Origin of the sequence: Leifsonia sp. NPDC058292 (genome assembly GCF_042880955.1) — a bacterium.
Taxonomy (GTDB): Bacteria; Actinomycetota; Actinomycetes; order Actinomycetales; family Microbacteriaceae; genus Leifsonia.
Window position 1 is genome coordinate 1 of sequence record NZ_JBHVYL010000007.1, and the last position, 25,465, is coordinate 25,465.

23 protein-coding genes are annotated in these 25,465 nt (G+C 68.3%); 9 read left to right on the forward strand and 14 right to left on the reverse strand.

What is annotated here, in order from left to right:
• Window positions 1-122 precede the first annotated feature (122 nt).
• Window positions 123-902 carry an SDR family NAD(P)-dependent oxidoreductase gene (locus tag ACFVWR_RS06200; RefSeq protein ID WP_387209118.1) on the forward strand — a complete coding sequence of 260 codons (780 nt, stop codon included), beginning with the start codon at window positions 123-125 and terminating at the stop codon, window positions 900-902.
• Here ACFVWR_RS06200 and acs read toward each other — a convergent pair whose 3' ends face one another.
• The gene (gene acs / locus ACFVWR_RS06205; RefSeq protein ID WP_387209120.1) at window positions 903-2,969 is read right to left on the reverse strand and encodes an acetate--CoA ligase; all 2,067 of its coding nucleotides are present in this window, start codon (window positions 2,967-2,969) and stop codon (window positions 903-905) included. It lies immediately after the preceding gene.
• 195 nt (window positions 2,970-3,164) lie between these two features.
• Between acs and ACFVWR_RS06210 the strand changes: the two genes are divergently transcribed.
• From ACFVWR_RS06210 to ACFVWR_RS06240, 7 genes are all read left to right on the forward strand, one after another.
• Window positions 3,165-4,373 carry an ROK family protein gene (locus ACFVWR_RS06210; protein WP_387209337.1) on the forward strand — a complete coding sequence of 403 codons (1,209 nt, stop codon included), beginning with the start codon at window positions 3,165-3,167 and terminating at the stop codon, window positions 4,371-4,373.
• Window positions 4,370-5,542, forward strand: coding sequence for a Gfo/Idh/MocA family protein (locus ACFVWR_RS06215; RefSeq protein WP_387209122.1), 1,173 nt, complete (start codon window positions 4,370-4,372; stop codon window positions 5,540-5,542). The genes ACFVWR_RS06210 and ACFVWR_RS06215 overlap by 4 nt, the downstream gene beginning before the upstream one ends.
• Before the next feature lie 98 nt (window positions 5,543-5,640).
• The gene (locus tag ACFVWR_RS06220; RefSeq protein ID WP_387209124.1) at window positions 5,641-6,906 is read left to right on the forward strand and encodes an ABC transporter substrate-binding protein; all 1,266 of its coding nucleotides are present in this window, start codon (window positions 5,641-5,643) and stop codon (window positions 6,904-6,906) included.
• Window positions 6,906-7,886 carry a carbohydrate ABC transporter permease gene (locus ACFVWR_RS06225; RefSeq protein ID WP_387209127.1) on the forward strand — a complete coding sequence of 327 codons (981 nt, stop codon included), beginning with the start codon at window positions 6,906-6,908 and terminating at the stop codon, window positions 7,884-7,886. The genes ACFVWR_RS06220 and ACFVWR_RS06225 overlap by 1 nt, the downstream gene beginning before the upstream one ends.
• Window positions 7,879-8,748 carry a carbohydrate ABC transporter permease gene (locus tag ACFVWR_RS06230; RefSeq protein ID WP_387209129.1) on the forward strand — a complete coding sequence of 290 codons (870 nt, stop codon included), beginning with the start codon at window positions 7,879-7,881 and terminating at the stop codon, window positions 8,746-8,748. Before ACFVWR_RS06225 ends, ACFVWR_RS06230 begins: the two co-directional genes overlap by 8 nt.
• A gap of 11 nt (window positions 8,749-8,759) precedes the next feature.
• Complete coding sequence (locus ACFVWR_RS06235) at window positions 8,760-9,818, forward strand: Gfo/Idh/MocA family protein (RefSeq protein WP_387209131.1); 1,059 nt, start codon at window positions 8,760-8,762, stop codon at window positions 9,816-9,818.
• Window positions 9,815-10,861 (forward strand): Gfo/Idh/MocA family protein, encoded by a 1,047-nt coding sequence (locus tag ACFVWR_RS06240; protein WP_387209133.1) that lies wholly within the window; start codon window positions 9,815-9,817, stop codon window positions 10,859-10,861. The genes ACFVWR_RS06235 and ACFVWR_RS06240 overlap by 4 nt, the downstream gene beginning before the upstream one ends.
• A 22-nt stretch (window positions 10,862-10,883) precedes the next feature.
• Here the strand turns inward: ACFVWR_RS06240 and ACFVWR_RS06245 are convergent, their stop codons facing one another.
• From ACFVWR_RS06245 to ACFVWR_RS06280, 8 genes are read right to left on the reverse strand one after another with little or no spacing between them, the layout of a single operon-like run.
• Complete coding sequence (locus ACFVWR_RS06245; protein ID WP_387209135.1) at window positions 10,884-11,723, reverse strand: NAD(P)-dependent oxidoreductase; 840 nt, start codon at window positions 11,721-11,723, stop codon at window positions 10,884-10,886.
• Window positions 11,724-11,750: 27 nt separating this feature from the next.
• Complete coding sequence (locus tag ACFVWR_RS06250) at window positions 11,751-12,824, reverse strand: glycosidase (protein ID WP_387209137.1); 1,074 nt, start codon at window positions 12,822-12,824, stop codon at window positions 11,751-11,753.
• On the reverse strand, window positions 12,821-13,867 hold the full coding sequence (locus ACFVWR_RS06255; protein WP_387209139.1) for a hypothetical protein: 1,047 nt from the start codon (window positions 13,865-13,867) through the stop codon (window positions 12,821-12,823). The genes ACFVWR_RS06250 and ACFVWR_RS06255 overlap by 4 nt, the downstream gene beginning before the upstream one ends.
• 5 nt (window positions 13,868-13,872) lie before the next feature.
• The gene (locus ACFVWR_RS06260; protein WP_387209141.1) at window positions 13,873-14,808 is read right to left on the reverse strand and encodes a carbohydrate ABC transporter permease; all 936 of its coding nucleotides are present in this window, start codon (window positions 14,806-14,808) and stop codon (window positions 13,873-13,875) included.
• Window positions 14,805-15,791 (reverse strand): carbohydrate ABC transporter permease, encoded by a 987-nt coding sequence (locus tag ACFVWR_RS06265; protein ID WP_387209143.1) that lies wholly within the window; start codon window positions 15,789-15,791, stop codon window positions 14,805-14,807. Before ACFVWR_RS06265 ends, ACFVWR_RS06260 begins: the two co-directional genes overlap by 4 nt.
• 2 nt (window positions 15,792-15,793) lie before the next feature.
• Window positions 15,794-17,086: an ABC transporter substrate-binding protein gene (locus tag ACFVWR_RS06270; RefSeq protein ID WP_387209145.1), complete on the reverse strand. Its 1,293-nt coding sequence runs from the start codon at window positions 17,084-17,086 to the stop codon at window positions 15,794-15,796.
• 16 nt (window positions 17,087-17,102) lie between these two features.
• Window positions 17,103-18,131 carry a LacI family DNA-binding transcriptional regulator gene (locus tag ACFVWR_RS06275; RefSeq protein WP_387209147.1) on the reverse strand — a complete coding sequence of 343 codons (1,029 nt, stop codon included), beginning with the start codon at window positions 18,129-18,131 and terminating at the stop codon, window positions 17,103-17,105.
• On the reverse strand, window positions 18,128-20,215 hold the full coding sequence (locus tag ACFVWR_RS06280; protein WP_387209149.1) for a hypothetical protein: 2,088 nt from the start codon (window positions 20,213-20,215) through the stop codon (window positions 18,128-18,130). The genes ACFVWR_RS06275 and ACFVWR_RS06280 overlap by 4 nt, the downstream gene beginning before the upstream one ends.
• A 120-nt stretch (window positions 20,216-20,335) precedes the next feature.
• Here ACFVWR_RS06280 and ACFVWR_RS06285 point away from each other — a divergent pair, with 120 nt between their 5' ends.
• Window positions 20,336-21,457: a hypothetical protein gene (locus tag ACFVWR_RS06285; protein ID WP_387209151.1), complete on the forward strand. Its 1,122-nt coding sequence runs from the start codon at window positions 20,336-20,338 to the stop codon at window positions 21,455-21,457.
• Between the two features lie 58 nt (window positions 21,458-21,515).
• Here ACFVWR_RS06285 and ACFVWR_RS06290 read toward each other — a convergent pair whose 3' ends face one another.
• Genes ACFVWR_RS06290 through ACFVWR_RS06310 form a run of 5 tightly spaced genes read right to left on the reverse strand, consistent with a single transcriptional unit; the run spans window position 21,516 to window position 25,464 of the window.
• Window positions 21,516-22,070: an isochorismatase family protein gene (locus ACFVWR_RS06290; RefSeq protein ID WP_387209153.1), complete on the reverse strand. Its 555-nt coding sequence runs from the start codon at window positions 22,068-22,070 to the stop codon at window positions 21,516-21,518.
• Window positions 22,071-22,114: 44 nt separating this feature from the next.
• A complete protein-coding gene (locus ACFVWR_RS06295; protein ID WP_387209155.1) occupies window positions 22,115-22,612 on the reverse strand; it encodes a DUF2017 domain-containing protein in 498 nt (165 codons plus the stop codon).
• Window positions 22,609-22,899: an ATP-dependent Clp protease adapter ClpS gene (clpS, locus tag ACFVWR_RS06300; RefSeq protein WP_387209157.1), complete on the reverse strand. Its 291-nt coding sequence runs from the start codon at window positions 22,897-22,899 to the stop codon at window positions 22,609-22,611. The genes ACFVWR_RS06295 and clpS overlap by 4 nt, the downstream gene beginning before the upstream one ends.
• Window positions 22,892-23,686 carry an alpha/beta hydrolase gene (locus ACFVWR_RS06305; protein ID WP_387209159.1) on the reverse strand — a complete coding sequence of 265 codons (795 nt, stop codon included), beginning with the start codon at window positions 23,684-23,686 and terminating at the stop codon, window positions 22,892-22,894. Before ACFVWR_RS06305 ends, clpS begins: the two co-directional genes overlap by 8 nt.
• Complete coding sequence (locus ACFVWR_RS06310; RefSeq protein WP_387209162.1) at window positions 23,683-25,464, reverse strand: glycoside hydrolase family 15 protein; 1,782 nt, start codon at window positions 25,462-25,464, stop codon at window positions 23,683-23,685. Before ACFVWR_RS06310 ends, ACFVWR_RS06305 begins: the two co-directional genes overlap by 4 nt.
• Window position 25,465 lies beyond the last annotated feature (1 nt).

Sequence of the window (25,465 nt, forward strand, 5' to 3'; positions counted from 1 at the left end):
CCGTCCGACCGCGTGTCGTAACGGCGTGTCGGGACCCCTCGGTGGACACGCCCGCGGGGTGACAGGCACGTGGGCGGAACTCGTCGTAGACGCGGGGGCGCGGCGAGCCATACGCTCGGCCCATGGAACTGGGGCTAGAGGGTAAGCGCGCGGTCGTCACGGGGGCAAGCAAGGGGATCGGGCTCGCCGTCGTGCGTGCCCTGGTCGGAGAGGGAGCGCACGTCGTCGCCGGTGCGCGCACGATCACGGCGGAGATCGCAGAGCTGGTCGACGGTGGCGCCGTCGAATTCGTGGCGGTCGACCTGAGTGACCCGGCGGCGCCGGAGGCGCTGATCGCGGCGGCAGGGGAGAGGATCGACCTCCTGGTGAACAATGTCGGGCTCGCCAAGACGCGGGTCGGCGGGTTTCTCGCGGTCACCGACGAGCAGTGGGATGCATCCCTGAACCTGAACCTGCTGGCGGCGGTGCGCACCACGCGCGCGGCCCTTCCGGTCATGCTCGCCGCCGGTCATGGCACGATCGTGAACGTGAGCTCGGTGAACGCGTTCCTTCCCGATCCCGATGTGATCGACTACAGCGCCGCCAAGGCTGCACTCACCAACTTCGCGAAATCGCTCTCGAAAGAGTTCTCGCCCCAGGGCATCCGGGTCAACAGCGTGTGCCCCGGCCCGGTGGAGACGGCGCTGTGGCTCGGCGCCGGCGGTGTCGCCGAGACCGTGGCGAAAGCGACAGGTCAGCGCCCGGAGGATGTGGCGCGCGGAGCGGCGGCCGGGGCCGCGACCGGCAGGTTCACTCGCGCTGAGGAGGTCGCCGACGTGGTGCTGTGGCTGGCCGGCGAACGCGGCGGGAACATCACCGGCGCGACGGTCACCATCGACGGCGGCCTGATCACGACGCTCTGATCAACCTGCCCTGACCCCTCGCAGCAGGTCCGCGATCTGCTCGGGCACCGAGTCGTCCTGCAGCGAGGTCGTGTCGCCGAGCGGCCGGCCCTCGAAGAGGTCGACCAGGAGGCGGCGCATGATCTTGCCGGAGCGCGTCTTGGGGAGGTCGGGCACGATGACGATGTCGCGCGGTTTGGCTATCGGGCCGATCTCGTGGCTCACGTGCTGTCGCAGGTCCGCTCGGAGCCGGTCGTGCTCCGCGGCGTCGAGCGGCCGACCCGCGATGACGAATGCCGCGATCGCCTGACCGGTGGTCGCATCCGCAACCCCGACGACCCCGGCCTCGCCCACGCTCGGATGCGACACGAGGGCGGACTCGATCTCGATCGTCGAGAGGCGGTGGCCGGAGACGTTGATGACGTCGTCGATGCGGCCGAGCAGCCAGATGTCGCCGTCGGCGTCGTACTTGGCGCCGTCGCCGGCGAGGAAGTAGCCGCGGTCGGCGTAGCGCCGCCAGTACGAGTCGAGGTAGCGCTGCGGATCGCCCCAGACGGTTCGGGCCATCGACGGCCAGGTTCCGTCGATCACGATGTAGCCGCCGGCGCCGTTCGGCACCTGGTCGCCGGCCTCGTCGACGATCCGCACGGTCACGCCCGGCACGGCCCGGGTCGCCGATCCCGGCTTGAGCGTCGAGACGCCGGGCAGGGGAGCGACGATGGCCGAGCCGCTCTCCGACTGCCACCAGGTGTCGACGATCGGAGCCGTCGAGGCGCCGATGTTGTCGCGGAACCACACCCAGGCCTCGGGGTTGATCGCCTCGCCGACGGTGCCGAGCAGACGGATGCTGGTCAGATCCCAGCGGCTGGGAACGCCATCCGGAAACCAGGTCATGAGTGTGCGGATGAGCGTCGGCGCCGTGTAGTACGTGGTGACCCCGTAGCGTTCGATGACCTCGAAATGGCGGCCGGGATGCGGCGTGTTCGGCGTTCCCTCGTAGATCACCGAGGTCGCGCCGTTGGAGAACGGACCGTAGAGCACATAAGTGTGCGCCGTGACCCAGGCGAGATCGGCGGTGCACCAGTAGACGTCTGCGTCTTTGGCGTCGAACAGCGCCCAGTGGCTCCAGGACGCCTGGGTGAGGTATCCGCCGGTGGTGTGCACGACGCCCTTCGGCCTGCCGGTGGTGCCCGACGTGTAGATGATGAACAGGGGCGTCTCGGCGTCGAAGAACCGGGGCGAGTGCACGTCGGCGGCGACGTCGACCGTCTCGTGCCACCAGACGTCGCGCCCCGGGGTCCAGGGGATGTCCGGTGTGAGGTCGCCCGTGCGGCGCACGACGAGCACGTGCTCGATGGCGTTCGTTCCGGAGACGGCGGCGTCTGCGGCCTCCTTGACGGCGACGGCGCGCCCGCGGCGGAATTGCCCGTCGGAGGTGACGAGGAGCTTGGCGCCGGTGTCTTCCACCCGGAACCGCAGCGCCTCGGCCGAGAAGCCGCCGAACACGAGGGAGTGGATGGCGCCGAGCCTGGCGATCGCGAGAGTGATCACGATCGTCTCAGGGATGACCGGCAGGTACACGACGACTCGGTCGCCTTCGCCGATGCCGAGCTCTTCGAGGGCGTTCGCCGCCTGAGCGACGCGTCTCTGCAAGTCGGCGTACGTGATCGTCTCACGGTCTCCAGGCTCACCCTCGAAGTGGATGGCGACCCGGTCGCCGTTGCCGGCGTCCACATGGCGGTCGACGCAATTCACGGCGGCGTTCAGCGTGCCGCCGGCGAACCAGGTCGCCTTCGGAACGCTGAGGACGGTCTCACCGTTCGCGTCGCGCTCGCCGGTGTCGACGGCGGGCTCCCACGTGTGCGCGATCTCCCACCGGGTGCGCCAGTCGAGACGGTCGGCCTGCGCCTCCCAGAAGGGCACCGGGTCGGCCGCGAGCTCCCAGGCGTCGGCCCCCAGGTTCGCTTGGTCGGCGAAGGCTGCATCGGGCCGGTAGGTGCGGGTCTCGGTTGACAGGTTCTCGATCGTCGACGTCACGGCTGGAACGCTACCGGGCGGCGCGGTCGTGCGCTGAAACGCGCGCCTCATTGCGCAACGAACTGGAAACGTGACCGCAACAACGGGAGTCCAGAGTGATCGTTGCGAGCAGGATTCTGCACATTTACGCAACCGCCTTGAGTTCTATTCGAAATGTCTTGACCGCTGATTCGCAGCCATGCTTTACTGACCGAAATCAATTACGCAACGCTCTTTCGAAATAGCGGGAGCGTTCGCCAGGCAGTGATGGAGCTGAACCGGATGGTCGTCGAACGCACCCAGGAGCCCGAGGCTTCACGCCTGAGGGCCGGCAACGCCGCGCGGTGCGCAGTGGCGTTGCGGGACGGCGGCCGGGCCACGGTGGCACAGGTCGCGACCCGCACCGGACTCTCGCGTCCGACCGTCGAAGCGGCGCTCTCGCAGATGGGCGAGCGCGGCATCGTCCGCGAGGTCGCCGAGCACACCCTCGGCGGCCGGGGTGCCGGCCGGCCGGCCCGCCTCTACGAGTTCGCCGGGGGATCGGGTTACGCGATCGGCGTCGATGTCGGAATCCACCGCATCCGGGTGGCCGTCGCCGATCTGGCGGGCGCGGTCGTGGCCTGGGCCGACGAGGCCGTGGACGACAGCTTCGCCGGGCCCGGCAGGATGCAAGCGGTCGAGGAGGCGATCGATCGCTGCCTCGACGGCAGTGGAGTCGATCGTCGCAAGCTCCTGTTCATGACGGTCGCGGTTTCGGGCCTCGTCGGCGAGAACGGGCGGCTGCTCGTGTCGCGCAACTTTCCCGACTGGGAGGGAGTGGATGTCGCCGGCCACCTCCGCACCCGGTTCGGCTGCGACGTGATGGTCGAGAACGACATGCGGCTCGCAGCGCTCGCGGAGCACAGGATGGGCGCCGCCCGGATGCGCGACGACGTCGTGTACTTCTTCGCCGGCCACCGCATCTCGATGGGGCTCATCATCGGCGGCCGCCTGCGCCGGGGAAGCCACAGTGCCGCAGGCGAGGTCGGCGACATCGTCTTCTCCAAGCAGGTCAACGCTCGCGGACAGCTCACGTGGAGCACGGCCGACAGCGGCGAGGAGGTCTTCCGCCGGGCGATCGAGGGCGACGCCGATTCGATCGCCGAGATCGAGCGGTTCGTCGGCGGTCTCGCCACCGGGATCGCGACCGTGGCCATGGCCATCGATCCCGACGTGGTCGTGGTCGGTGGCGGTTTGTCCCGGGCGGGCGACGCCTTGCTCGAGCCGTTGCGCCGTGCCGTCTGGGGTGCCATCCCGCTGCCGATCAGGCCGCCGATCATCGAGTCGGAACTGGGGGCGGAGTCCGTGGTGCTCGGCGCGCTGGCCCTGGCCTTCGCCGAGTGCGCCGAGCGTGTCTACGGCGTCGCGGACATCACCGAACCGCACATCGACATCGCGAGCGTGCGGACGCTCGCAGAAAGGGTCTTCCCGTCATGACCACCATCCAGCGCACGCCGCTGAAGCTCGCCGTCATCGGAGTGGGCGCGCGGTCGTACATCGCCCAGAACGCCGTCACGAGCGGCGCGGGGGCGATCGTCGCCGTCGCCGATCCGAGTGAGGCGGCGCTGGAACGCGCCCGCGCATCCTACGGCGACGGTGTACGGCTCTTCCGGGGCCACCGTGAGCTGATCGCGAGCGACCAAATGGTGGATGCGGCGTTCGTGACCTCCCCGGATCACACGCACGCCGAGATCGCGATCGACCTGCTGCGCGCCGGAATCGCCGTGTATCTCGAGAAGCCGCTGGCGATCGCCCTCGCCGACGCCGACGCCATCCTCCAGGCCGCCGCCGAGAGCGGCACCAAGCTCTACGTGGGTCACAACATGCGGCACATGGAGGTCGTGCGCATCATGCGCGACATCATCCGCCGCGGCGACATCGGCGAGGTCAAGGCGGTCTGGTGCCGGCACTTCGTCGGAAACGGCGGCGACTACTACTTCAAGGACTGGCACGCGGAGCGCGCGAAGGCGAACGGCCTGCTGCTGCAGAAGGGTGCGCACGACATCGACATCATCCACTGGCTGGCCGGTGGGTACACGACCCAGGTCACCGGGATGGGCGACCTCGCCGTGTACGGCGGCATCGACGACCGCCGCGACAATTCCGACCGCACGATGCCGGACTGGTTCTCGCACGACAACTGGCCGCCGCTCAGCCAGACCGAGCTGAACCCGGTGATCGACGTCGAGGACATCTCGATGATCACCATGCGACTCGACAACGGTGTTCTCGCCTCGTACCAGCAGTGCCACTTCACGCCGGACTACTGGCGCAACTACACCGTCATCGGTACGGAGGGGCGGCTGGAGAACTTCGGAGACTCCGAAGGCGGTGTCGTGCGGGTGTGGAACCGCCGCACCGACTACGAGCCCCGGGGAGACGTCGAATACCGCGTGCACGGGGACTCCGGCGGGCACGGCGACGCCGACGCACTCACCGTCGCGGAGTTCGTCGACTTCGTGCGTGACGGAGCAGCGACCGAGACCTCGCCGATCGCGGCGCGGAACGCGGTGGCGACAGCGGTCGCCGCGACGGAATCGCTGAGAGACGGCGCCCGGCCGAGATCCGTTCCACCCGTCGCCGAGCATGTGGCGCGGCTGCTGTAGCCGCGGCGCCCGCGCATCCCCAGAAACGTCCCGGGCCGGCGAGAGCAAGTCGCCGGCCCGGGCAGCACCAGAACACCCCTCGATCACAAGGAGATCCAATGCGAAAAGCTCTGCTCGCCGCTGGAGCCGCGGTTGCTGCCGCTGCCCTGTTAGCCGGCTGCTCATCGACAACTGGGAGCGGCTCCGATGCCACTGCCGATCCTAATCTCTCGGCCAGCATCTCGTACGCGTTCTGGGACTCCAACCAGAAGCCGGCGATGGATGCCCTGATCAAGGACTTCAACAAGGAGTACCCGAAGATCAAGGTGACCGAGCAGATCACGCCGTACCAGAACTTCTTCACCAAGCTGCAGACCCAGGGCTCGTCGAAGACGCTGCCCGACGTGTTCTGGATGAACGGCCCGAACTTCCAGCTCTACGCCTCCAACGGGATGCTGGAGCCGGTGAGCTCGGCCGTCGACCCCTCGAACTACCCGGCCGCCCTGAACGAGCTCTACAGCTACGACGGCAAGCAGTACGGCACCCCGAAGGACTTCGACACGATCGCGGTCTATTACAACAAGGCGATCTTCGACAAGGCGGGCGTCGCGTATCCCACCGCCGACTGGACGTGGGACGAGTTCCATCAGAAGGCCAAAGAGATCTCCGACAAGCTGAAGGGCGACGGCATCTACGGCGTGGCCAGCGGGCTGGCGGGCGGCCAGGAGGTCTACTACAACACCATCCTGCAGGCCGGCGGCTCGGTCATCTCGAAAGACGGCAAGACGTCGGGCTACGACGATCCGAAGACGATCAAGGGGCTGCAGTTCGTGCGCGACCTCGTGGCCGACGGCTCGTCCCCGTCGCTCTCGCAGCTGTCGGACACGCCCCAGGACCAGTGGTTCATCAACGGCAAATCGGCCATGTTCTGGTCGGGCACCTGGTCGAACGCGGAGCTGCTCGGCTCGCCGATCAAGGACTCGATCGCGCTCGTGCCGCTGCCCAAGGGTGAGCGCAGCGCGACCGTCATCCACGGCCTCGCCAACGTCGTGTCCAAGGAGTCGAAGAACAAGGCGGCAGCCGTCGCGTTCCAGAACTACCTCGCAGGCAAGAAGGCGGCAGAGATCCAGGCCGAACTCGGCGCGGCGAACCCCGCGTTCAACGACACCCAGGAGGCCTTCGTGAAGACGGCTCCGTGGGATCTGAACATCTTCCTGACCGAGGCGAACGACTCGTCGTTCCCCTACCCGATCTCGAAGAACACGGCTGCCTGGAACAAGCTCGAGTCCGACCTGCTCCCCGACGCCTTCGACGGCAAGCGGCCGGTGGCCGACGTCGCCAAAGAGCTCGCCGACAAGATGAACGCGGCCCTCGCGAAAGAATGATGTCCACCTCGACGATCACGGATGAAGCGGGTGCCGTCGCCACGACGGCGGCACCCGCCAGGGCGGCACGCGGCCGAAACCGCGGTCCGTCGCGCGGTGTGTCGCGCGCCAAGAAGAAGGAATGGCTGTGGGCGGCGCTGTTCGTGCTGCCGCTCCTGTTCGGCGTGGTCGTGTTCTACATCTGGCCGATCATCCGCAACGCCTACTTCAGCTTCACGACGTGGGGCGTGTTCGGCGGCGCGACCTGGAGCGGCCTCACCAACTACGAGACGATGCTGTCGGACCCGATGTTCTGGCGGTCCATCCTCAACACGCTCATCTACGTCGGCTTCCTGCTCGTCGGCATCCCGCTCGCCGTCATCTTCGCGAGTCTGATCAACCGGCCGGGCCTGAGGTTCGCCGCCCTGTATCGCACGGCGTTCTTCCTCCCGTATGTGGCCATGCCGGCCGCCGTCTCGATGGTGTGGCGCATCATCTTCAACGGCGACTTCGGGATGCTCAACTACGTGCTCTCGCTGGTGGGCATCAAGGGGCCCAACTGGCTCTCGACCGAATGGGTGGCGCTGATCGCCGTCGGAATCGTCGGGATGTGGATCTCGGTCGGGTTCAACCTGATCGTGCTCTCGGCCGGCATGAAGGGCATCCCGCCGGAGATGTACGAGGCGTCGTCGCTCGACGGCGCGAGCCGGCTGCGGCAGTTCTTCGCGATCACCGTTCCGCTGCTCAGCCCGTCGATCTTCTTCGTCTCGGTGATGACCGTCATCACGGGGTTCCAGCTGTTCGACCTGCTGTACGCGCTGATGGGCACGCAGAACCCGGCGATCAACAACACGCAGTCGATGGTGTACCTGTTCTTCCAGCACCAGCAGACGGGCGACAACGGCTACGCGGCCGCTGTCGGAGTGGCGATCCTGCTGCTTGTGGGCGTGTTCACGATTCTTCAGTTCCGCATGCAGAAGAGGTGGGTCAACTATGTCTAGTGCCGTCGACATCCGCGGCGCCGGGATGCGTGCCAAGGGATCGCGCGCCTGGATCGGCACCGGCGCCACGCACGTGGTGCTGATCGTCGCATCCGTGTTCATGATCTTCCCGTTCGTGTGGCAGATCCTGATGTCCCTCTCCACGAACGCGCAGGTGACCTCGGTGCCGCCGACCGTCTGGCCGGGAACGCTGCACTGGGAGAACTTCGCGCACGTGTTCGACCAGTTGCCGTTTCTGAACCAGCTCTGGGTCTCGGTGGCCGTGACGATCATCCGCACGGTCGGGCAACTGCTGCTCTGCTCGATGGCGGGCTACGCGTTCGCCCGGATGGACTTTCCGTTCAAGCGCACGATCTTCGGGCTCGTGCTCGCCATCCTGATGGTGCCGCCGCAGGTCTACCTGCTTCCGCAGTACCAGATCGTGCAGGGGCTCGGCTGGCTGAACACCATCGCCGGTATCGCGGCGCCCGGCATCTTCAGCGCGTTCGGCACCTTCCTGATGCGGCAGTTCTTCCTCGGGCTGCCGGACGAGCTGGCGGAGGCAGCACGCCTCGACGGCGCGAATCACTTCCAGACCTTCTGGAAGGTGATGCTGCCCTTGGCGAAGCCGGGCCTGTCCGCGCTCGCGATCATCACGGTGCTCGCGTCGTGGAACGACCTGCTCTGGCCGCTCATCGTGGCGACCGACTCCACCCAGATGCCGCTGTCGGCCGGCATCGCCACGCTCACAAGTCAGCGGTCCATTCCGGACTATCCGCTGCTGCTCGCGGCCAGCCTCCTCGCGATGGCGCCCGTGCTCATCCTGTTCCTGATCATGCAGAAGCGCGTCATCGACGGCATCGCATTCTCGGGTATGAAGTAGAAAGAAGTTCTGTGAACACTCTTCGAGTCGGCCTGATCGGCGCCGGCGGTATCTCGCACGTCCATGCTGCCGGCTGGCGCGAACTCGGCGCGGAGGTGACCGTGTATTCGCACGACGGCGCCAAGGCCCTCGCCGAGCGGTACGGGTTCGGCGTCGCGCCTGACCTGGAGTCTTTGCTCGCCCGAGCGGACATCGTGGACATCGTCACGTCGAGCCGTTCCCACCGTGACCTCGCGCTGGCAGCGATCGCCGCGGGCAGGCCGGTGATCTGCGAGAAGCCGCTCGCTGCGACGTCGGCAGAGGCGCGGGAGATCGCCGCCGCCGCTGAGGCCGCCGGGCTGCGCGTGTTCCCGGCCCACGTTGTGCGGTTCTTCCCCGAGTACGCGGCGATCAAGGCCGAGGTGGATGCGGGCCGGATCGGCGAGCCCGCCGTGCTGCGGTTCGTGCGAGGTGGCGAGGCGCCCCGCGCCGGCTCGTGGTTCTTCGACGAGAACGCCGGAGGCGGCATCGTGCTCGACCAGATGATCCACGACCTCGACCAGGCGCTCTGGCTGGCCGGGGAGGTGAGCCAGGTCTACGCGGTGCAGAGTCCGCCGAGCGTCGCGGGCATCGTGCCGGAGGTCGTGACCGCACACGTCGTGCTGACGCACCGCTCGGGCGCGATCAGTCATGTGCAGGGCACGTGGGGTGCGCGCGGGACGACCTTCCGCACGAGCGCCGACATTGCGGGAACGAAAGGAGTCCTCGCCATCGACTCGGGCGTCGACGTTCCCGTGACGATGGATGTGCCGTCGGCCCAAGAGACCGACGGCTACCTGCCGCCGCCCGCGCACGCGGAGAGCCCGTACACGACGCAGCTGCGTGAGCTCGCCGCTGCCGCACTCGGTGGCCCGGAGCCGCGCGTTTCCGCGGCCGACGGCATCCGAGCCGTCGCGCTCGCCGAGGCCGCCGCCCGGTCGATCCGCACCGGCTTGGCGGTGGAGGTCGCGCTGGACGCCACGATCGCGACCGAGAGCACATTCGAGAGCACGACCGAGAGCACGACCGAGAGCGCGCGGGTGAGCGCATGAACCGAGAAGAGGAAGTGGCCGTGGCCGATCGTCGCAAGCTGAAAGTGGCGGTGCTGTCGTTCGCGCACACGCACGCGATCGGATACAGCCGACTGCTCGCGGGGCGCGACGACATCGAGCTGGTGATCACGGACCCCGACGGCGCGAGCGCGCCCGACGACTCGCCCCGCGGCGCCGACCTCGCCGGCATGCTCGGTGTGCCGTACGTTCACAGCTATGAGGAGGCGCTGGCTTGGGGGCCCGACGCGGTGATCGTCACGGCCGAGAACGCTCGGCACCGCTCGCTCGTCGAGCAAGCGGCGGCGGCGGGGGCTCACATCCTGTGCGAGAAGCCGCTGGCGACGACCGTCGACGACGCGCGAGCGATGGTGGCGGCGGCCGAGCGTGCCGGCGTCACGCTGATGACCGCATACCCGGTGCGCTTCGCATCCTCGTTCCGGGATGCCGTCGCGCGCGTGCGCTCCGGCCAGCTCGGCACCGTCGTCGGGGTGAAGGGCACGAACAACGGGAAGATCCCGCTGGCGGACAGGGCCTGGTTCACCGACCCTGCGCTCTCGGGCGGCGGTGCGCTCGTCGACCACGTGGTGCACTGCGCCGACCTGCTCGACGAACTGCTCGGAGAGCTGCCTGCCACCGTGCGGGCCGTCAGCAACCGGATGCTCCACGCGGACTCCGGCGTGCAGGTCGAGACCGGTGGGCTGGTCACCGCCGTCTATCCTTCGGGGGTCGTCGCGACGATCGATTGTTCGTGGAGCGTTCCCGACTCGGCAGCCACCTGGGGTGGTGTCACCCTGCAGATCACGGGGACGCGCGGCACGATCACGGTCGCGCCGTTCGCGCAGCACGTCAGCGGCTACGACCTCGGCGGTCCCGTCTGGACGGGCACGGGCGACGACCTCGACGCGGCGATGCTGGGCGAGTTTCTGCACGCTGTCCGCGAGGGACGCCCCGCCGTGCCGGGCGGGGACGTGGGCGTGCGCACACTGCAGATCGTCGCGGCGGCGCAGGCCTCGGCGGCCACGGGGCAGCCCGTCGCGGTGTAGCTCGCGCCCGGCTGGCCGTCGCTCAGTCGCGCGCGATCACCGTGAAGTCGCGTTCGCCGTCGCCGGCGTCGATCGCGCGCCGGAGAGCTTCCGCCACGAGGGCGACGGCGGGGAGCGGCTTCTCGGCGGTCGCCAGCATCAGGCCGAGGTCTTTGGCGAGCAGCGCTGCCGAGAACTGGGTGTCGTCGAAGTCGCCGGAGACGATGGTCTCGCCCTTCATCCCGGCGATCGGTGCGATGGTCGTGATGCCGAGTGTGTCGAGCACCTCCCGCTGGTCGAGACCGCCGGCTTCGCCCAGACGAAGGGATTCGATGAGCGCCTCCGCGGAGACGGCGAGGGCCAGGTTGGCGATGAGCTTGCCGGTGGCGGCCTTGGCGGGAGAGCCGAGCATCCTCAGCTTGTCAGGATCGGCCCAGAGGGCGACGATCTTGCGGGCCTCGCGGGCCGCATCCAGCTCGCCGCCGACCAGGACGCCGAGCTTTCCGGCGCGCGCGGGTGCGAGTGACCCGATCACGGGAGAGTGGACGTAGCGCACCCCGACTCCGTCCGCCCAGGAGGCGAACTCCGTCGCGTCGGCGGGGGAGACGGTCGTCACGTCGACCCAGAGCGCGTGCGGGGCGAAAGGCAGGTCGCCGTCGAGGATGACCTCCCGCACGGTGTCGGGGCCGAACAGAGCGGAGACGACGGCCTCCGCAGTGCCGACGGCCTCACCGGCGGTGGCGGCGACGTGGGCGCCGCGTCGGCCGATCACTTGGGCGGGTTCGGGCGAACGGTTCCAGGCCGTCACCCGGTGGCCGGCGTCGATGAGGTGGGGAACGAGCTCTCGGCCCATGCGGCCGAGACCCAGGAAGGCGATGTTCATGTCTCCACTGTGCGCCGAACCCGGTCGCTAGGGAAGGGCCGTCCTCTCGAGCCTCGCGACACCGATCTTCGAGTCGGCCATGCCGTAGAAGACGAAGGTTTCGCCGTCGACCGCCTCGATCGCGGTCGGGAAGACCACGTTCGGCACGATGCCGCTGCGTTCGTCCTCCGTTTCGGCTGAGAGCAGCGGCGCGCTGGTGCGGTCGAGCACCCGCCACGGCTCTTCGGCGTCGAGCAGCATCGCCCCGGCGCCGTAGTTGACGTTCTGCTGCTGCGCCATCGAGTTCACGATCACGCCGGTCACCCCGTGGTGCAGCAGCAGCCACCCCTCCGGCACGCGGAGGGGAGCCGGGCCCGCACCGATCTTCAGCTCCTCGAACGGATACTCGGGGCCGGCGAGAAACCGGTTCTGCCGCCAGCGCGCGAGTTCGCGCAGGTCGCCGCGCACCGCATCCAGGGGCACGAAGGCGATCCAGATGCTGGGGCGCGGTTCGGGCACCGTCGCCGGTGGACGGTTGCCTTCGCCGGGCCGCACCTCGCCGAGCTCCCACACCGGGCGGTGCAGCACCGCGAGGCTGTGCGTTCCGTCGGGGGCGACCACCGGCTCGGGAAAGAACACGGTGTCCTTGTTGTGGTACAGCCCGAGGTCGACGCCCAGGTCGTCGTCGTACTCGAAGGTGACCGGCCCGAGGCGGCGCCACTCGCGCAGATCGCTCGAGGTGGCGACGGCGGTGCGCGGACCGAGCGGACCGAACGCCACGTACGTCATCACGTGCAGCGCGAGAGCGGGGATGAACGTGACCCGTGGATCTTCGACCCCCGAGTTGTTCGCGCCCTTCTCCCACTCGCGCTCGGGCTCGAGCACGACCCCTTCGCGGGCGACCGAGACGGGAACGCCGTCGACGACATCCACTTTCGCCAGACCGACACGCGAGACGTTGCCGCTCGCGACCAGGCGCGGCAGCAGGTAGAGCTCGCCGTCGGGGCCACGACCACTGGCCGGATTCAGCACGCCCTCCGTCTCCAGAGGATTGCCGGGCTCGGGCGTCATCACCACGCCGACCCGGGCGAGGGCATACGGGAATTGCTCGGGGGTGCTCATCGTGTGGCCCTTCCGGTGGAACGGTAGAAGTACATCTCGCGGGAGGAGGCCGGGGCGTCCCAGCCCTGGGCGAAAGCCCACTCGTCCCCAAGCTTCTGCAGGCCGCCCCAGGCCAGGGAGCCGCCGCGGTGGACGTCGAGCTGGTGGAACGGGTCGTCGGGCGAGTAGAGGGCTTGGGCCGCTGCGAAGTCGCCGTTCCGGTCGGCGTAGAAGAAATCGAGAACGAGGTCGGGGCCGTCGGCGACGGCGCAGGCGACCTCGTGCAACGAGCCGCCGAGCGCCGACAGGTCGAGGTACGGGTGCTCCTCGAAGCGCCAGGAGACCAGGTCGTCAGACCGGCCGACCATCGGCCGCCCTCCGCAGCCCTCCGACAGGAACATCAGGTAGTCGCCACCGATGCGCACGGCGTTTCCGGCGGCATCCCGGGGCACGACGGCTCCCTTCGCCCAGAGTTGCGACACCTCGTAGGGCACGGCGAGGCCGCGCTTGTCCCAGTGCGCCAGATCGTCAGAGACCGCCAGCATGATGTCGCACGCGACCTCGCCGGTGTCGGTGCGCCAGATCGCGTTGTAGAACAGCACATATCTGCCGTCGACGGCGTAGATCTTCGGGTCTTCGCAGCCGAGGGTCTCGTTGGCGAGCGTGGGGTACACGATCGGATTCGCGGGGGAGTCCGTCCACTCTCCGTCCCGCCGCACCGCGTGGCCGATCCTGCTCGACGTCGACTCCTTGCGCGGAGAGGCCCGATAGAACATGTGCAGCTCGTCTTCCCGCTCGATCAGGGTCGGGTTGAAGATCGAGTCGCTTCTCCAGCCGATTCCGGTCGGGTCGTTCCACTGGCGGTCGAGCCGGAAGGTGAGCGTCTCGTCGCGGGCGAACGGTCCGATCGCCCAGTCGGGGCGTTCGGGGTACTCGGCCGAGAACTGGTCGGTCGAGATGACGTCGGTCAGCGCATTGGTGTGCTGCATGGCCTCGGCATACGCCGCGCGCAGGGCGGCGGCGTCGACCGGCGCTCTGTCCGGCGAGACTCCCTCGGGCGCCACCGCGCTCATCCCTTCACCCCCGAGCCGATGTCGGTGGAGGTGAAGTAGCGCTGGAAGACGATGAACAGCACGACCACGGGAGCCGCGAGCACGACGGCGCCGGCGAGGATGGCCCCGTACGGGTTCGTCGTGGAGGCGGCGACGGTGCTGATGTAGTTCGCGAGTGACACCGCCAGCGGCTGCATCGAGGCCTCTTTCGTGATGAGGAAGGGCCAGAGGAACTCGTTCCACGGTCCGATGAAGGTCAGCAGCAGCACCGTCACGAGCGCGGGACGCACGAGAGGCAGGGCGATCCGCCGCATGATGGCGAACTCACCGGCGCCGTCGATCCTGGCGGCGTCGAAGAGCTCTTTCGGTATCTGCAGGAAGTACTGCCGGAAGATCAGCACCGCCGTCGAGTTGATGGCGAACGGCAGGATCATGCCGAGATAGTTGTCGGCGAGACCGTAGTTGCGGGCGATCAGCACGTAGAGCGGAATCATCAGCAGCTGAAACGGGATGACCTGCACCAGCAGCGCCAGCGCGAACGTGACTCCCCGGCCCCGCCACTGAAGGATCGACAGCGCGTACCCGGCGAGCAGGCCGAACACCACGGTGCACACGATGACGCCTGCCGTGAAGATCCCCGAACTCGCCAGACCGCTCCACAGGTTGATCCGGTCGTTGATGTTCACGTAGTTGTTGAAGGTCAGGTTGCTCGGGTTCGGGAAAGCGCCGGCGACCGTCGGGTTCGGGGTGGCCTGAAACGACGCGACCAGCATGTAGTAGAAGGGGAAGAGGAACGCGAGCGCACCGATGGTGAGCACGATCCCCTGCACCACCGCCTGGCCGCGGCTGAGCGACCTCGGCGACGACAGGTCGGCCTTCGGGCGCCGCCGACGGGACGGCTCCCGCGGTGCGGCGGCATCGCCGGTGGATCCTGGAATGACAGTGGTGGTCATGAGTCTCGGTCTCCCGCGAATCGGTTCTGCAAGTAGGCGATGATGAGCACGACCACGACGAGCACGATGCCGATCGCGGCGGCGAACCCGGGGTGGCCCTGCTGGATGCCCTGCTGATAGATGAGGAGCACAGGGGAGGTCGACGCTCCGTTCGGACCGCCGCCGCCGGTGAGCAGGTACGGCTCCGTGAAGAGGTTCGCGCCGACGATGGTCGACAGCAGCAGCACGAGCACGGTCGCGGGTCGAACACCGGGAACGGTCACCGAGAAGAACTGCCGCACCCGGCCGGCGCCGTCGGTGGAGGCCGACTCGTAGAGCTCGGTCGGAACGTTCTGCAGTGCTGCGAGGTACAGCAGGATGTAGAACCCGAGCTGCTTCCACGTGACGTAGATCGCGATCATCGGCATCGCGAGCGTCGGGTTGACGAACCAGCTCGGGTTCGGCGCGAGCGGCCCCAGGATCTGGTTGACGAGCCCGTCCTGGTTGAACAGGAACAGCCACACGCCGATGATCGCCACGCTGGCGGTCACGTACGGGACGTAGTAGCTCACGCGCAGAAAGGTGCGGAAGCGTTTGATGCTGTTGAGGCCGCTGGCGAGAACGATGCTGAGCACGACCGTCAGTGGCACGTTGATGATCAGGAAGATGCCGACATTGCCGAACGACTGCAAAACGGCCGGGTCGGTGAACGCGTTCAGATAGTTGTCGAGCCCGACGAACGGACGGTCGACGACGGCCCCGGGAGCCGCGAAGAAGTAGTCGAAGAACGACATGTAGATTGCGAACAGCAGCGGGTAGGCGAAGATCACCAGCACGAAGATCAGGTACGGAGCGCTGAACAGCCAACCCATCGGGTTGCGTCCGAAGATCCGCTGAATCAGGGGCTTGGACGCCTGGTTCGCGCGCCGTCGCTCCTTCGGAGGGCGCCCGGCGGCGGGGGTGGATGCGCCTCCGCCGCCGGAGGTGGTGCGGATGGTCGACATGGCTACTTCTGCGCCTGCAGCTTGTCGATCTTCTCGGCCGCAGCCTTGAACGCGTCTTCGACGCTTCCCGAGCCGGAGATCACCGATTTCGTGTACGCGTTGCGGAGCGCCTGCAGCTGCGCCACCGTGTTGGGGCCGGACGGGTCGTCGACCGTGCGAGCCGACTGCGAGCCGAACTCCTTGTAGTCCGGGTGCGCGGCGAAGTAGTCGGCGTACACCGTGGCGAGGTCGTCGCGGATGGGCATCTGACCGGTCACGGTGAGGAGCTTGTTGTCCTGGTCCTTGCTGGTCGCGAACTTCAGCACATCCCAGGCCGTGCCCTGGTTCTTGCACGACGTGTACATGCCGACGTTCTTCGCATCCGGGAAGGTGTACGTCTTGTCGGCTGCCACACCGTCCTTCGTGGGAACAGGAACGGAGCCCCATTTCACCTTGTCGCCGTAGTACGCGATGGCCCACGGCCCGACGATCGCCATGGCGGCCTTGCCGTCGGCGAAGGCGTCGCCCTGGTACTGCTCGTTGCCGGCGAGGCCGTCACTGTAGATCGTGCGCCAGAAGTTGGCGACCTCGAGGCCGTCCTTGCCGGCGATGGTGGCCTTGCCGTCTTCGATCATGCCCTTGCCGCCGGTCTGAGCCGCCAGCAGCGGCAGATAGTCGAAGTTCGGCTGAAAGAACTCGCTCGTCGGGGCCGGGTAGATCGCGTACGGCGCAGCGCCGCTCGACTTGATCTGCTTCGCTGCAGCGATGAACTTGTCGTAGGTCGAGAGGTCGGGGGAGTCTGCGCTCAGTCCCGCTTTAGCGAACAGTTCCTTGTTGTAGAAGATCATCACCGGGTTCTGCTTCCACGGCATCTGGTAATAGTCGCCGTCGGCCGACTTGTACTGGTCGGCCGCGCTGCCGCTACGGGTCTCGATGTAGGAGTTCGCGTCGCTGAACTTCGACAGGTCGACCAGGCCGCCCTGTTTCTGGAACTGGCCGGTGACAGCGGGAAGGTTGTTGAACACGAGGCAAGGCGTGGTCCCCGCGGTGATGGCGGCTCCCAGCACCTCCTCCGTGCTCTTGCCCGCAGGCACCTCCTGGGCCTTGATCTTCTCCTTCGGATGCGCGGAGTTCCACGACGAGACCATCGCCTTGCCCCACTGCACCTCCTGGGCGTTGTTCGAATACCAGATGGTGATGGGGCCGTGCGCCTTCATGGCGTCCGATGCGTTGCCCCCGCTGCTGCCGCAACCGGCGATGGTGCCGGCGATGGCGGCCGCGGTGACGATGCCGATCGCGATTCTGCGTCTTTGCATTGTTCGATTCCTTCGTTCAGTGCTGCTGCTGGTTCGGTGGGGCGGTGGACGTTCGCACGACGAGTCGTGCGGGCGGGAGGGCGACATCGTCGGACTCGCCCTCCTCGACGAGTCGGAGCAGAGCGCTCGCGGCGGCGATGCCCCACCCGGTCGGGTCGTTGTCGAGAGTGGTCAGGGCGGGGTAGACGTAGGTGCCGATCTGGGACCCGTCGAGGCCAGTGACCGAGAGGTCCCTGGGCAGCACCAGACCTCGCTCGTGGGCGACGCCCATGCCGGCGACGGCCATCGGGTCGTTCCCGTACACGATCGCCGTGGGCGGTTGCTCGCCGTCGAGCAGACGTTTGGTGGCCTCTGCACCCTCCTCGGGCGAGAAGTCCGACGGCACCACGTGTGGAACAAGGCCCGCCCGCAGCATCGCGTGCTCGTAGCGCTCGCGGCGCCGGCGGCCGTGCAGCATCCGTTCATCCCCGGCGACGTGTGCGATCTCGCGGTGGCCCAGGGAGACGAGGTGATCGAGGAGAGCGTCGATGCCGGGGTCGTGGTCGCGTGTCACGGCCGGGAACGGGCTCTCGGTCGCCGGCGCTCCGAGCGAGACCGCGCGCAGCCCGAGCGACTCGATGAGCCCGATCCTCGCGTCGTCCGCCAGGAGGTCGGTGATCAGAAACCCGTCCACCCGGCCGTCGGCGGCGAGCCGTTCGTAGGCGCGCGCCTCGGAGCGGTGGTCGCGGGCGAGGCTGAGCACGAGCACCTGGCCCCGCTCGGACAGTACGGTCTCCACGCCGGCGATGAACGCAGGGAAGAAGGGGTCGACCTCGATCGTGGTGGGGTCTCGGCGCAGGATGAGGCCGAGCGCGTAGGCCCGGCGCGTGCTGAGTCCGCGCGCCCCGGGGTTGGGGTTCCAGCCGAGGTCCTGTGCCGCGGAGAGGATGCGGTCCCTCGTCTCCGAGGCGACCCCGCGCCTGTCGTTGAGCGCCAGGGAGACGAGGCCCTTGCTGACCCCGGCGACGCGCGCGACGTCGTTGATCGTGACCCGCGCTGCCTTCATCGGCTCGCCACCGTCGTGAATCCGCCGGGCTCGACGACGATGGATCCGCCGTTCTGTCGAACAGGCGAGCCGACCTGGCGGCCGAAGCGGTCGAAGCGCGTGACGGTCACGTTGCCCGTGGCCGCGGAGGGCTTGCGGCTCTGCCGGTCGACCGCGTTGACGTAGATGTCGAGGGATGCGCCCGCACCGGCGAGCCCGAGGTGCGAGACGAGGGGTTGCAGGAGCACGGCATCCAGCTGCGCGGAACCCCCGGCCCGGGCGGTCAGCGTCGTCGTTCCGGCCGGCGCGGTACCGCGCAGGGTCTGAGGCAGGAGGAACACCGGGGTGGGCGCGATTCCCTGCTGCGACCGCTCGGCATTGTCGGACGCGCCGAGTCGCGTTGTGCGGGCACCAGCGGAGGCCGTCCAGTCCGTGCTGCCGCGCCCACCGGAGCCGAGGTTCGCGATCGGAAGCACCCGGGTGTCACCCGCGAGTGCGGGCACGGTGATCGTGATCATGGCGCCGGCCGACGTCTGCACGTACGCACCGCCCGACCAGTTGGCGGAGCCTGTCCAGGCGGATGGCGGGGTAACGACCGATGCGGCACCGCTGAGCGCACCCGTCTCGGCCTCGGCGACCCGCAGACCGTCGGTCGCGGTGGTCCGCGTGAGCGAGACGGCGCCGGCGGCGACGGCGGGATGCGCGTCCAGCGCCAGCATCGTGAGCTCCGTGTGGATCACCGACTCGGCTCCGCAGTTGCGGTTGACCGTGCCGTCGCCGGCGATCCCGTCCACGCACACGCCGGTCGCCGGGTCGTACACGGGTACGCCCGCTGGGTTGGCGCCGAAGAACCAGGCGGCCTGCGCCGTCGCGAGCTGCGCGAGCCCTGCGGCTCTGGTGGCGTCGGCGGTGGCGAGCAGGCCCTGCACCCGCGAGTCCACACCGTAGGCGATCTGGGTCTGGTCGGCGGGGGTGGGTGTCCAGCCGTTGTCGGGGCCACCGGTGGCGAGCAGCTGCGCCGTGAACTGTGCGGCGTCCGTCGCCGCTTCGCGCTGAAGATCGGAACGGTGGAGCACCGTCGAGGCGCTTGCGAGGGCTGCCGGCTCCATCCCACCCCAGGCATGCCAGAAGGTGGGCGAGTTCGCTTCGGGGAGCAGAGCGCCGAACGGCCACTGGCCGACGCCGCCGCTCGACAGGCGAGCGATGCCCTCCGCATACTGCGAGAGCGCCTTCGCCGCAGAGCGGTCCGCCGGGTTCGCCCGCACGTAGGCACTCAGGCCGAGCACAGCCTCCGATGTCGCGCTGGCGCTGCCCGAGATCAGCCACGACGGCACCCGAACGCCGTTTGCGATGGCGGTCTTGCCGTACTCGGCCAGCGACTGGCGCTCGAGGGCACCGAGGGCGAGGGTGAGCCTCTGCTGCAGGAAAGCGGCGAACGCGGGGTCGGCTTTCCGGAAACCGGCGTATCCCTCCCCGAGCGCCCACACCGTACGGGCCAGCCAGAACGATTCGGCCGAGTCGCTCGGATCGGGGAGTTCGACGGGGATGGCGCTCGGGTTCAGCGTGCCGTCGGACTGCTGCCAGAGCACGACGTTGCCGGCGTTCGCGCCGGTGCTCGTCTGAAGGTAGGTGAGCGAGCGCAGCAGGTCGTACGCCGTCTGCTTGCTCGTGGCGGTGCCGTTCTGGGCCCAGTCGCGGAGATACACGACCGCTGCCCGGGAGATGTCGTCGGCGTCGAACGCGCCCTGGGCATACCAGCCCTGTGCGGCGTTCGTGATCGCGCCACCGCCGACCCGCTTGAAGCTGCCGTCGCTCTGGCGATCGGCGTAGACCCACGGAGCGCGGGCGACCGGTCGGTCGGCCTGGTCGTAGGTCGTGTGCCCGGGCACACCGGGCAGGAGGGGAACGTCGTCGAGGAGGAAGTCGAGGTGCGCCAGGTTCGTGAGCTTCGCAGGCGCTGCGGATGCGGACGCCGACACGGTGTCCGCAGCGGTGGATCCGGCGCTCGCCGCAGCCGGCAGCTGTGCGCCCGTGACGGTCAGCAGAACCGCTCCCGCGACCACCGCGACTCGCCCGAAGACAGGAAGTTTTCTCGTATCGCGCATCGTTGCGCTCCCTCGTTCTAAACCGGTTTAGGGGACGGTAGGCGGGTTTTCGGGGGTTGTCAACGGATGCCCCCGGCGGAAGACTGGCGGAACCGGACATCGACGACCGAGGGAGCCGAAATGGAATACAAAGACATCCCGACCAAGGCCGACATCGAAAGGATCTCCGCCTTGCGCGAGCCCGGAGCAGTGTCGATCTATCTGCCGACCGGTACGACGCCTCCCGAGGCCGACCGCGCCAGGATCGAGCTCAAGAACCACCTGGCTCTTGCCGTGCGGCAGCTGGAGGAGAAGGGCGTTCCGAAAGAGCGGGTCGCCAGCATCCGCGCGGAGGGCGAGATCATCCTCGACGACCGCGATCTCTGGCGCTACCAGTCGCGTTCGCTCGCGGTGTTCCTGAACGGCGAGTTCAGCGAGACGTTCCGTCTGCCGAACCGCTTGACGTCGTCGTGCGACATCGCCGACAGGTTCTACGTCAAGCCGCTCTTCCGTGCCGTGACCTTTCCGCAGTCGGCTTACATCATCGCGCTCGCCGGAAAATCGTCCCGGCTCATCAAGGTGTCGGCCGAAGAGCCCGCGACCGTCGTGGATGTACCGAACCTTCCGGAGAACGTGAGCGACGCCGTCGGCCCGATCGCGCCGCCCAGCCGCAACGGAGACATCCGTCATGTGGGCGAAGAAGGCCAGAAGGTGCGGATGCGCGAATACGCGCAGGCCGTCGACCGCGCGCTGCGGCCGCTTCTCGCCAGTTCGACGGAGCCGCTCATCCTTGCTGCGTCGGAACCGCTCCTCGGCATCTATCCCGCGGTGAACACGTATCAGCACCTCGTCGACGAGGTCATCTCCGGCAGTCCGGAGGAGAAGTCGGAGGAGGAGCTGGCCGCTGCGGCACGTCACGTGCTCGACACCGTGTACGCCTCGAAGGTCGCTAAGCTGCAAGACGAGTTCGGCAGCAGGATCGCCGCCGGCACGGCCCTTGCCGACCTGAGCGACATCGCGCGCGCCGCGACGTTCGGTGCTGTCGAGACGCTGATCTTCGACATCGACCGACGTGTTCCCGGCACGATCGACGACGAGAGTGGCGCGATCACGCTCGCTGACGACGACGAGCCCGGAAACTACGGTGTGGTCGACGAGATCATCCGGCGCTCGCTCGCCTCCAAGGCCAAGGTGTACGCGCTGCGCGCCGAAGACGTGCCCGGAGGCGGTGCGGTCGCAGCCGCCGTGCGCTTCCCGGTGTGAGTTGCCCGGTGGTGAGTTGTCCGGTGTGAGTTGCCGGGGCAGTTCCTGCGAGTGCCGTTCAGCCGGCGAAGTCGACGTCGCTGGTCGACACCGTCGAAGCTGTGCGGCCGGGCGCGGTGTGGTTGTCCCAGTAGAGGTTGGTGTGGGCGATCACCAGGTCGGGGGTCGGCGCACCCCACTCGCTGAGATCTTCGGTGGTGTGGGCGTCGCCGACCAGGGTGGCATCGTAGCCGCGCGTGAACGCCCCGTGCAGGGTCGACCGGATGCACTCGTCGGTCTGAGCGCCGGCGACGATCAGTCGCCCGACGCCCAGCCCTGACAGCACCGTCTCAAGGTCGGTGGCCTCGAAGGCGTCGCCGTAGTTCTTCTGCACGACCGACTCTGTGTCGCTGCGGCTCAGTTCGGGCACGATCTCCCAGCCCTCGCTGCCGAGCACGATGTTGTCGTCGGAATGCTGCACCCAGACGACAGGGACGCTCTCTGCCCTCGCCCGGTCGACCAGCGTTGCGACGTTGGCGACGACGGTGTCGCGTTCGTAGGCTCCTCGAACGACGTCGTTCTGCACGTCGATGACCAGGAGCGCGGTGTTGGGTCGGTTCTCCAGCGTTGTCATGCCGCCCAAAGTACGCCCGGGCGCCGACATCGCCACCGGCATCGCTATCGACGCAGCGCGCCCACCAGCGAGTCCTGAACGTAGGCGAGCCAGTCGTAGACGGCGCGCAGCAGAGCCGTCTGCTCATCATGGATGTCGCCATCGTCGCCGTCTTGCACGATGCCGAGCCGTGCGGCGATCACCAGACGGATGTCGGTGATCGCCTGCAGCCAGGCCGTCGAGGCGCCGTCGTCGAGCCGCACCTCGACCTCGCCGGCTCCCGGCGTGGCGAGGGTTGCGATCACGGTGCGGGCGTTCTCCGCTTTGCGTCCCGCGAGGCCGTCGGTGGTGAACCGCCGGAACTCCGCCGAGGCGGCGGCGTCCCCCGGGTAGGCGTCCGGCAGGAGACGGATGAGGGCAGGGTCGCTCCGGGGTTCCGCTCCTCGGCGGGCCGTGTCGGCCAGGGCCGCGCTCTCGCCGGCGAGCTGCACGATGATCTCGACCTCCTCCGCTGCGAAGGTCGCGCAGACGGCGCCGTCGCGTTCGCGCCGGAAGTCCCTCACGCGTCGGCCTTCGTCAGCGTCGCCCAGAGCCCGTAGCCGTGCATGGCCTCCACGTGGCGCTCCATCTCCTCGCGGGTTCCGGTGGCGACCGCGGCCCGCCCATCCTCGTGCACCATGAGCATCAGCCGCTCCGCCTCATGGGTCGGGTATCCGAAGTACGTCTCGAACACGTAGGTGACATACGACATGAGGTTCACCGGGTCGTTCCAGACGATCGTTACCCAGGGCACGCCGAGCTCGATCCTCTCGTCGAGAATCGTGTCTTCCAGTGGACGGGCGTCAGTCATCGCCGCCCCAGAACCCACTGAGACCGGCGGTGACCTCGTCGCGCATCCTGCTCGTGCCGATCGTGGCCGTTCCGTCGCCCGGCTGCGGTCCGTAGTCGCCGAATCGCGCGTGGTTCGCCCCGGCGATCTCCGTCATCGTCGCATCCGCCGGCAGCAGGTGGCGCGCATCCGAGACCTTCTGAGGCGTGCTGAGGCCGTCTTCGCTGCCGGACAGACTGATCACGGCGAGGTCGGTGGTGGAGAGATCGTTCGCGCAGTAGCTGCCCAACAGCACCAGGCCTTTCACCGCGGGGTCGGTCGCATACTGGCAGGCCCTCACCCCGCCGAGCGAGTGGCCGCCGACGTACCAGTCGGTGACAGCCGGGGCCTGGCTCGTGAACGTCGAGAGGGGGCGCTGATCGAAGAACGCGAGATTGAGGATGGGCTTCGTCACGACCACCGTCACGCCTGCTGCGGCGACGACGCCCGACAGCTTGTACAGGTAGGCGTAAGCATCGACCCTCGCTCCGGGAACGAAGACGAGGCCGACTCCTGACGCCTCGCCGGTGGGTGCAAGCACCACCGAGTCACCGCGGTCCGAGATGGACACCGCAGGGTCTGCCCACACCGAGTCGAGCGGTGCGCGCTCGGCCTCCATGTACGTGTTCGCCCAGACCAGGAAGCCGACGATGACGAGCACGAGCGCGGCCGCGACCCAGGCAACGATCGCCCGGGCGATGCGTGCGCCGCGGGAAGCCGGCTTGCGGTGCCAGCTGGGCTCCGCCGCCGTCGCTGTCATCGCGGTCATCGCACCCCTTCCGCTCCGCCGATGGCGTCGGCGGCCCGCACCAGGGTCAGGTGGGTGAGCGCCTGCGGCGTGTTCCCTGCCTGGGAGAGGCCGGCGACGTCGTATTCCTCCGAGAGCATGCCCACGTCGTTCGCGAGAGCGAGGAGCCGATCCATCAGCTTCTTCGCATCCTCCTGCCGATTCGAGTGGGCGTACTGTTCGACCAGCCAGAAGGAGCAGGCGAGAAACGGATGCTCGCCCGGCGGCAGCCCGTCGACCCCGGCCTCCGTTCGATAGCGCAACAGGAGCCCGTCCCGCAGCAGGTCCTTCTCGATGGCGGCGACGGTTCCCAGCATCCGCGGGTCCTGCCAGTCGCAGTAGCCGACCTGTGCGAGCTGAAGCAGCGACGCGTCGACCTCCTGGCTGTGGAAGGACTGCACGTAGCTGTTGCGCTCCGGGTCGAATCCGTTCGCCTCGACGTCGGCGCGCACCTCGTCGCGCAGCATCCGCCACCGCTCCACCGGGCCCTCGAGACCGTGCTCTTCGACCGCCTTCACGGCTCGGTCGAAGGCCGCCCAGACCAGTGCGCGCGAGTGGGTGAAGTACTTCGGCTCGCCTCTGATCTCCCAGATGCCGTGATCGGGCTCACGCCAGTGCTCTTCGAGGTAGCCCATCAGAGCACGCTGGAGAGCCCAGGAGAAGCGGGTCTCCTCCACGCCGTTGAGCCTGCCGTGCGCGAGAGCGAGCATCACCTCGCCGATCACGTCGGCCTGGAACTGGTTCGACGCGTCGTTGCCGACGCGCACCGGAGAGGCGCCCTGGTAGCCCGGCAGACTCGCGATGGTGCGCTCGTCGAGGTCGCGTTCGCCGGAGAGTCCGTACATGATCTGAACGTCGGCGGGGTCGCCCGCCACCGCGCGCAACAGCCAGCTGCGCCAGTGGTCGACGTAGTCGTTGTAGCCGTGGGCGAGCAGCACCGAGATGGTGAGCGAGGCATCCCGCAGCCACACGTAGCGGTAGTCCCAGTTGCGTTCGCCGCCGAAATTCTCGGGAAGCGAGGTGGTCGCCGCTGCGACGATCCCGCCGGTCTGCAGGTGCGTAAGGGCGCGAAGGATGAGCAGTGACCGCACCACGGCCTCCCGATACGGGCCCTCGTGTTCGCCGCCTTCGGCCCAGGTCGTCCACCACTCGCGCGTCTGGGCCAGAGCCGCCTCCACATCCGGGGGAGCCGGGGTGTCGCGGTGCGATCGGAACCAGGTGAGGCTGAGGTCGACCGTCTCTCCCGCTTCGATGTCGAACACGCCCGCGTGGCTGTGGTCGGTCGGGTGGAGCGCGGCACCGCGCACCACGATCGCGTCGGGACCGGCCACCGCGATCAGTGCCGGGGGATGCTCCGAGTGGTCTTTGCGCACCCACGGGATGGCGGTCGCGTAGCCGAACCGGAGCCGGAGATCCTGCCGCATCCGAACCGTGCCGCGCACACCGCGTACCCGACGCACCACGTCGGCCCGCCCGTCGCTCATCGGCATCGCGTCGATCACGTCGACCTCGCCGTCGGCCGTCGTCCACCGGGTCACGAGGATCATGGTGTCGCCCTCGTAGCGCCGGGTGGAGGTCGCCGTCGCGTCGTCGGGCGCCAAGAGCCAGCGGCCGTGCTCCTCGGTGCCGAGAAGGGCTCCGAACAGCGATTGCGAGTCGTAGCGCGGAACGCACAGCCAATCGATGCTGCCGTCCTTGCCGACGAGTGCCCCGGTGAAGCAGTCACTGATCAGGGCATAATCCTCTATCGGTAACGACATG